This is a genomic window from Salmonella sp. SAL04162, from assembly GCF_046551535.1.
GTDB lineage: Bacteria > Pseudomonadota > Gammaproteobacteria > Enterobacterales > Enterobacteriaceae > Salmonella > Salmonella enterica.
In genome coordinates this window covers 67,937-75,702 of the sequence record NZ_JBGDVX010000018.1, presented here as the reverse complement: position 1 = coordinate 75,702, position 7,766 = coordinate 67,937, and the positions used below count along the sequence as shown (strand labels likewise).

Genomic DNA, 7,766 nt, shown 5'->3' with positions numbered 1-7,766 from the left:
GTTCCGTGTCAGTGGTGGCGCATTATAGGGAGTTATTTCTGCCTGACAAGAGGAAATTTAAAATAATTTTCTGAGTGTCTCTTTTTTCATCAACGGCGTGCTTAACGTGCCATAAAATAAGCAAATTGCCGTTATTGCAACTGCAATCACACTTCCAGGTGGCATACTAATAACCAAACGAAAGAGAAAGGAAGAACATTCATGCCTTTAAGCGCACAACAATTAGCCGCACAGAAAAATCTATCCTATGTTCTGGCTGAAAAGCTGGCGCAGCGGATATTAAAGGGTGACTACGCCCCCGGTACGATTCTTCCCGGCGAAATAGAACTGGGCGAGCAGTACGGCGTAAGTCGAACGGCAGTTCGCGAAGCGGTGAAAACGTTGACGGCTAAAGGTATGGTGCTACCCCGTCCGCGCATTGGTACGCGGGTGATGCCGCAGGGAAACTGGAACTTTCTGGATCAAGAGCTGCTGACCTGGTGGATGACGGAAGAAAATTTTCATCAGGTGGTAGATCATTTTCTGGTGATGCGTATTAGCCTGGAGCCGCAAGCCTGCCTGCTGGCGGCGACTCTTGGCACACCGGAGCAGAAAGCGCGGCTTAATGCCTTAATGGAAGAGATGGTCGCGCTGAAAAAGCATTTTAAGCGTGAACGATGGATTGAAGTGGATATGGCATGGCACGAGCATATCTACGAAATGAGCGCCAATCCCTTTCTAATCTCTTTTGCGACGCTATTTCATTCGGTTTATCACACTTACTTTACCTCAATCACCTATAACGAGGTGGTAAAGCTGGATTTGCACCAGGCCATTGTTGATGCCATCGCTGATGGCGACGGCGAACGCGCTTTCCAGGCCTGCCAGGCGTTGTTAATAGCGCCCAATGAAAGACCAGATAATTAACAGGATATTGAATGACCAGCAAAAAAGCGCGCAGTATGGCTGGCCTGCCGTGGATCGCGGCGATGGCCTTCTTTATGCAGGCGCTAGACGCCACCATTTTGAATACCGCTTTACCGGCTATTGCGCATAGTCTTAACCGTTCACCACTCGCCATGCAGTCCGCTATTATCAGTTATACCCTAACAGTAGCTATGTTAATTCCGGTAAGCGGCTGGCTGGCTGACCGCTTCGGTACGCGTCGCGTCTTTATGGTTGCCGTAAGTCTGTTTACGTTAGGCTCGCTGGCCTGCGCGCTCTCCAGTTCACTATCTGAATTGGTTATTTTTCGCGTCGTACAAGGCGTCGGCGGAGCGATGATGATGCCAGTGGCGCGGCTGGCGTTATTGCGAGCCTATCCGCGTAGTGAGCTGCTGCCTGTTCTTAACTTTGTCACTATGCCGGGGCTGGTAGGTCCGATTCTGGGGCCGGTATTAGGCGGCGTACTGGTGACCTGGGCAAGCTGGCACTGGATCTTCCTGATTAATATTCCCATTGGTGTTGCAGGCATTCTGTATGCCCGCAAATATATGCCCAACTTCACCACGCCGCGTCGCAAGTTTGACATGACCGGCTTCTTTCTTTTTGGGTTAAGTCTGGTTTTATTTTCCAGCGGAATGGAACTGTTTGGCGAAAAGATTGTGGCGACATGGATCGCATCCGCCATTATTTTTTGCAGTATCGTTCTACTATTGGCCTATATCCGCCACGCCCGCCGTCATCCGACACCGTTAATATCACTATCGCTGTTTAAGACACGCACATTTTCCGTCGGTATTGCCGGCAACCTCGCCACGCGTCTGGGGACAGGCTGCGTACCTTTTTTGATGCCGTTAATGCTACAGGTTGGTTTTGGCTACCCGGCTCTGATCGCCGGCTGCATGATGGCGCCGACAGCTTTGGGTTCTATTATCGCGAAATCGACCGTAACGCAGGTTTTGCGACGTTTGGGATACCGGAAGACTCTGGTCGGCATTACGGTATTTATCGGTCTGATGATTGCCCAGTTTTCGTTTCAATCTCCCGCCATGCCGATCTGGATGCTCGTACTGCCGCTATTCATTCTTGGAATGGCGATGTCCACTCAATTTACGGCAATGAATACAATTACTCTTGCGGATCTGACGGACGATAACGCCAGCAGCGGCAACAGCGTTCTGGCGGTTACGCAGCAATTGTCTATCAGTTTAGGCGTGGCGATCAGCGCGGCGGTGTTACGTATTTATGAAGGTTTTGCGGGCACCAGTACCGTGGAACAGTTCCACTATACCTTTATCACGATGGGGGCGATCACTATCGTGTCCGCGCTGATGTTTATGCTGCTAAGAGCCAAAGACGGCAACAATCTGATTAAAGAACGGCATAAATCTAAACCGACCCACGCACCGTCAAAACCGGAGTAAGCTGAAGTCGCTGTTGTTGCAAGGCGGGCTGCGCCATCCGATGAATCAACACATCAATAGCCAGCTCGCCCAATTCATCTTTCGGCTGATGGATAGTCGTCAGCGGCGGCGTCATATAGCGCGCCAGCTCAATATCATCATAGCCAATGACTGCCATATCTTGCGGGATACGAAGCCCCGCCTGATATAGCGCCTGATAGGCGCCGACAGCCATCGCATCGTTTCCGGTAAAAACCGCTTGCGGTCGCTGTTGATGGGCGAGTAACGCCTGCATGGCGTCAAAGCCGCCGCCAAATTCAAAATCGCCGGTGATCTCATAGCCTTGCGGAATAGCCAGCCCTGCGCGTTTCATCGCCGCCCGATACCCTTCCAGCCGCAAACGCGCTGGCGTTTTGTCCAGCGGGCCGGTAATACAGGCTATTCGGGTAAATCCTTTATCGATAAGGTGTTGGGTGGCAAGATCGCCGCCTAACAACGAATTATCCTGAATGAGATCGCTATCGCCCTCACCATCAAACGGCGACCAGTCCATCATGACGGTAGGAATAGACGGATAACGCTCCATGATTTCACGAGAAGGCTGATGCGTTTCGGTACACAGCAGCAGTAAACCGTCTACCCGTTTTTGCATCAGCGTCTCCAGGTTACGGTTCATCCGTTGCTCGTCGCCTTCGGTATTGCACAGCACCAGACTATAACCGCGCTCAAAACAGCTTCGCTCAACGCCGCGCACCAGTTCGGAATAAAAAGGGTTGGTACTGGCGGTAATTAGCATACCAATCGTGCGGGTCTGGTTTAACTTGAGGCTTCGCGCCAGCGCGGAAGGCGCATAGTTAAGTGATTTAATCGCCGCTTCAACTTTTTCGGTTATCGTCTCACTCACAAAGCGATCTTTGTTAATAACGTGAGAGACCGTCGATGTAGAGACTCCCGCCAGGCGGGCAACATCTTTCATAGTAGCCAAGCGTTACCCCTGCTGATGTAAAAACGCTTCTATCTCTTCGCGCCACGGAACGGAAGGTTGAGCGCCTTTACGCGTTACGGCAATCGCGGCGGCGGCATGGGCAAAGCGAATCGCTTCCGGCAACGGCGTCTCCTCCAGTATCGCGGTGATAAAGGCGCCGTTAAACGTATCTCCGGCGGCAATGGTATCGACAGCCTCAACGCTAAATCCAGGAACGCGGCGGCCCTCGCCGTTTACGCTGGCCCAGACGCCACGGCTTCCTAAGGTAATTAATACGGTTCGAATGCCTTTATCATGCAAAACCTGCGCAGCTTTCGCGGCATCGTCGTCATTTTCCACACGCACGCCCGTCAGCTTTTCAGCTTCCGTTTCATTTGGCGTGATGATGTCCACCAGCGCCAGCAGTTCATCCGGTAGCTCACGGGCAGGCGCCGGGTTAAGCGCAACAGTAGTATGATGTTGATGGGCGATTTTCGCCGCCGCCAGTACGCTGTCCAGCGGCGATTCCAGCTGCATCAGTAACGCATCCGCCTGCGCGATACGTTCACGTTGCGCATCAACCAACGCCGGCGATAACGCGGCATTCGCTCCGGCATGAATACCGATGACGTTCTCGCCTTCGCCATTAACGAAAATCAGCGCCACCCCGGTAGACTCGCCTTTAATGACGCTAACTGGCGCGATATCAATACGATCGCTGACTAATTGTTTACGAATACTGTCGCCAATATCGTCATCGCCCGTGCAGGCGATAAACGCAATATTTGCCCCGCTACGTCCCGCAGCAACCGCCTGATTCGCGCCTTTCCCGCCAAACGCGACCTGATAATGGCTACCGGTTACCGTTTCACCCGGGGTAGGGAAGGACTCAAGATTAAGGATATGATCGGCATTAATGCTGCCAAGGACGATGAGATTACCTGCGGTTTTCATATTCGGGGTTCCACGTCAAAGTGCGCCACCGGTTAGGGTGGCGCGTGCCCTGCTTTTCTTTTTTTACGTTCACCTCAGCGGAGGCTCGCGTATTTCTGTCGCCATCAGGCCATAGTTGACCCGTGTCGTTTATTACTGCTTGATGACCAGTTTCAGGTCAACCGGATATTTGGCCTGAACTTTTTCGCCTTTCAGCACCTTATCCGCCACCTCAACGCCTTTGGCGCCGATTTGATCCGGTAACTGAGCGATAGTCGCTGCCAGTTTGCCATCTTTTACGGCCTTTTCGCCATCCGGCGTACCGTCAAATCCAACCACCATCACATCTGCTTTACCGGCAGTTTGCAGCGCGCGCAGTGCGCCCAGCGCCATTTCATCGTTCTGGGCGAAGACAGCCTGAACATCCGGATGCGCGGTCAGCAGGTTCTGCATGACGTTCAGACCCTTAGTACGGTCGAAATCGGCAGGCTGGCTGGCCAGGACATTAAATTTGTGAGCGGCTACCGCCTGCTGGAAACCTTCGCCACGCTCACGCGCCGCAGATGTTCCGGCAATGCCTTGCAACTCAATCACTTTAGCGCCTTCGCCAGCTTTTTTCGCGATATAGTCGCCAGCGATCTTACCGCCCAGCACGTTATCAGACGCGATATGGCTGACGACATCGCCTTTGGTTGCCTGGCGGTCAAGCGTGATAACCGGAATCTTCGCCTGGTTCGCCATCTTCACCGCGTTACCCACCGCATCGGAGTCAGTCGGGTTGATCAGCAGAATTTTGGTCCCGCGAACGGTTAAATCCTGCACGTTCGCCAGCTCTTTGGCAGGGTTGTTCTGGGAGTCCAGCACCACCAGGTTATAACCCAGTTTATCCGCCTCTTTTTGCGCCCCGTCTTTTAACGACACGAAGAAGGGGTTATTGAGGGTAGAGATCACCAGCGCAATGGTGTCTTTCGCCATTGCATTCGCGCTCACGGTGGCGCTCAGCGCAACAGCAGATACCAGGGTAGCCAGTTTTTTCATGTTCATATTTCAGATGTCCTGTAGTCGTTGTTACTGCTTTTTGTTGTCTACCAGTACCGCCAGCAAAATCACCACCGCTTTGACGATCATCTGGTAATAGGAGGAAACACCTAACAAATTCAAACCATTATTAAGGAAGCCGAGAATCAATGCGCCGATCAATGTCCCAACAATGCGTCCTTTACCGCCAGCAAGGCTGGTGCCGCCCAGCACCACGGCGGCAATAGCATCCAGCTCATAGCCGGTACCCGCCGTCGGCTGCGCGGAAGAGAGGCGCGCCACTTCAATGATGCCCGCCAGCGATGCTGTCAGGCCGCAAAGTGAATAGACGATAATTTTCACTTTGCTCACGCTAATGCCAGACAGACGCGTCGCCGCTTCGTTACCGCCCAGCGCGTAGATATAGCGTCCCAGACGGGTGTGATGCAGCATATACCAGGCGGCGATAAAGACGATAGCCATGATCCAGACCGGCGTAGGAACGCCCAGCGGACGGCCGATACCGAACCAGCCAAACAGATCGGCGTTATCGGTAAAGCCGGTGTTGACCGGGCTACCGTCGGTGTAAACCATCGTCACGCCGCGCAGTAGCAGCATCATCACCAGCGTAGCGATAAACGCCTGTACGCGGCCTTTCGCGACGATAACGCCAGTAACGGCGCCAATCGCAGCGCCCAGTGCCAGCGCGGCGGCAACCGCGACCAGCGCATTCACTTCAACGCCGACGATTGAAGCGGCAACCGCGCCGGTGAGCGCCAGCAGGGAACCGACGGACAGATCGATCCCCGATGTCAGAATCACCAACGTCATCCCTACCGCCATAATGGCGTTGACGGAGGTCTGTTGAAGAATATTGAACAGATTATTAACGGTAAAAAAGTTGGGGCTCAACGTCGAAACAATCGCGATCAACACCAGCAGGGCAATGAGCGACTTCTGCTCAAGAAGCCACGCTTTAGTGAAATAACGGCGACCAGAAACAGCCTGGGTTGTCATCTTTTTTACTCCTGATTCACGCGATTAAGCTTGCCCACTGCGGCAGCCATTAACACTTCCTGGGTGGCCTGCTCGCGAGTAAATTCACCGCTGAGATGCCCTTCATGCATGACGATGATGCGATCGCTCATGCCTAATACTTCTGGCATCTCAGATGAGACCAGAATGATGCTCAGGCCGTCGGCCTTAAACTGGTTGATAAGCTGGTAAATCTCTTTCTTGGCGCCGACGTCCACGCCGCGGGTCGGCTCGTCGAGAATGAGCACTTTCGGGCGCGTCATCAACCCGCGGGCAATCGCCACTTTTTGCTGATTACCGCCAGAAAGCAGGCCTATCGCCTGTTCCATTGACGGTGTCTTGACGTTGAACAGACGGATAAAATCCCCCACCGCCTGTTGCTCATCTTTGTGTTTCAGGCTTCCGCCAGCGCGGCTGAAATAGTCCAGCGCCGTCAGCGACATATTCTCTTTAACTGACATGCCGAGCACCAGTCCATCGCGCTTACGGTCTTCAGAGATATAAACGATGCCATTGGCCAGCCCGTCCTGCGGAGAACGCGTCACCACTTCGTGTCCATCAAGCGTCACGTAACCGCTGGTTCGCGGCATCGCGCCGTACAATACTTTCATCAGCTCGGTGCGACCGGCGCCCATCAGGCCGGAAATGCCAAGAATCTCGCCTTTTCGCAGCACAAAAGAGACATCATTCACGCCCGGTCCGCACAGATTATCGACCTTGAGGCGAATCTCACCCGGCGCGTTATCCAGATGCGGGTACTGATCTTCCAGCTTACGTCCCACCATCATTTCGATAAGAGAATCTTCGGTCAACGTGGCCACTTCACGCTCGGCGATAAATTGCCCATCGCGGAAGACCGTCACGTCATCGCAAATTTCGAAAATCTCTTTCATACGGTGAGAGATATAGACAATGCCGCGCCCCTGCGATTTTAATTCGCGGATAACGCGGAACAGAGAGTCGGTTTCAGTGTCGGTCAGCGCATCGGTCGGTTCATCCATAATGATGACTTTGGATTCGAAGCTCAGCACTTTGGCGATTTCCACCATTTGCTGATCGCCGATAGAGAGTTCGCCCACCAGCTTATCGCTCTTAAAGCGCAGATTGAGTTTGGCTAAGAGCTGGTCGGCTTCGGCATACATCTTTTTCCAGTCGATTTTGCCAAAGCGATTCACAAATTCACGGCCCAGGAAGATATTTTCCGCAATGGTCAACTGCGGGATCAGGTTCAGTTCCTGATGAATAATGCCGATCCCGGCTTCCTGAGACGATTTAGGCCCGTTAAAGGTGGTCTCTTTACCCAGCCATAACAACGATCCCGCATCTCGCGTATAGATGCCGGTTAATACTTTCATCATGGTGGATTTTCCGGCGCCGTTTTCCCCCACCAGCGCCATAACGCGGCCAGGATAAACGTTTAACGCAGCGCCGGAGAGAGCCTTCACGCCGGGGAACGCTTTATCGATCCCTTTGAGTTGCAGTAATGCGTCCAT

General features: G+C 53.1%; 7 protein-coding genes. 2 read left to right on the top strand and 5 right to left on the bottom strand.

Annotated elements, in window-relative coordinates; all coding sequences use genetic code 11:
• Positions 1-201 precede the first annotated feature (201 nt).
• Both ACLJRH_RS24275 and mdtD read left to right on the top strand, forming a co-directional pair.
• On the top strand, positions 202-906 hold the full coding sequence (locus tag ACLJRH_RS24275; RefSeq protein WP_001131144.1) for a FadR/GntR family transcriptional regulator: 705 nt from the start codon (positions 202-204) through the stop codon (positions 904-906).
• An 11-nt stretch (positions 907-917) separates the two neighbouring features.
• Positions 918-2,345 (top strand): multidrug transporter subunit MdtD, encoded by a 1,428-nt coding sequence (gene mdtD, locus ACLJRH_RS24270; protein ID WP_000202071.1) that lies wholly within the window; start codon positions 918-920, stop codon positions 2,343-2,345.
• On the opposite strand, the gene rbsR is transcribed toward mdtD, so the two are convergent.
• The 5 genes from rbsR to rbsA all read right to left on the bottom strand — a co-directional run bounded on the left by rbsR (position 2,311) and on the right by rbsA (position 7,766).
• Positions 2,311-3,309, bottom strand: a complete 999-nt coding sequence (gene rbsR / locus ACLJRH_RS24265; protein ID WP_000224487.1) for a ribose operon transcriptional repressor RbsR — start codon at positions 3,307-3,309, stop codon at positions 2,311-2,313. The two genes, mdtD and rbsR, sit on opposite strands and share 35 nt — an antisense overlap.
• Before the next feature lie 3 nt (positions 3,310-3,312).
• Positions 3,313-4,242: a ribokinase gene (gene rbsK, locus ACLJRH_RS24260; protein ID WP_000844724.1), complete on the bottom strand. Its 930-nt coding sequence runs from the start codon at positions 4,240-4,242 to the stop codon at positions 3,313-3,315.
• A 132-nt stretch (positions 4,243-4,374) separates the two neighbouring features.
• A complete protein-coding gene (rbsB, locus tag ACLJRH_RS24255) occupies positions 4,375-5,265 on the bottom strand; it encodes a ribose ABC transporter substrate-binding protein RbsB (protein WP_001056260.1) in 891 nt (296 codons plus the stop codon).
• Between the two features lie 24 nt (positions 5,266-5,289).
• Positions 5,290-6,255: a ribose ABC transporter permease gene (gene rbsC / locus ACLJRH_RS24250; RefSeq protein WP_000211345.1), complete on the bottom strand. Its 966-nt coding sequence runs from the start codon at positions 6,253-6,255 to the stop codon at positions 5,290-5,292.
• 5 nt (positions 6,256-6,260) lie between these two features.
• A complete protein-coding gene (rbsA, locus tag ACLJRH_RS24245; protein ID WP_000339366.1) occupies positions 6,261-7,766 on the bottom strand; it encodes a ribose ABC transporter ATP-binding protein RbsA in 1,506 nt (501 codons plus the stop codon).

What these genes read in the sequence shown, in the direction of transcription:
- rbsK (WP_000844724.1), bottom strand. Translation starts at nt 4,242, where the DNA reads ATGAAAACCGCAGGTAATCTCATCGTCCTTGGCAGCATTAATGCCGAT.
- ACLJRH_RS24275 (WP_001131144.1), top strand. Translation starts at nt 202, where the DNA reads ATGCCTTTAAGCGCACAACAATTAGCCGCACAGAAAAATCTATCCTAT.
- rbsC (WP_000211345.1), bottom strand. Translation starts at nt 6,255, where the DNA reads ATGACAACCCAGGCTGTTTCTGGTCGCCGTTATTTCACTAAAGCGTGG.
- rbsB (WP_001056260.1), bottom strand. Translation starts at nt 5,265, where the DNA reads ATGAACATGAAAAAACTGGCTACCCTGGTATCTGCTGTTGCGCTGAGC.
- mdtD (WP_000202071.1), top strand. Translation starts at nt 918, where the DNA reads ATGACCAGCAAAAAAGCGCGCAGTATGGCTGGCCTGCCGTGGATCGCG.
- rbsA (WP_000339366.1), bottom strand. Translation starts at nt 7,766, where the DNA reads ATGGACGCATTACTGCAACTCAAAGGGATCGATAAAGCGTTCCCCGGC.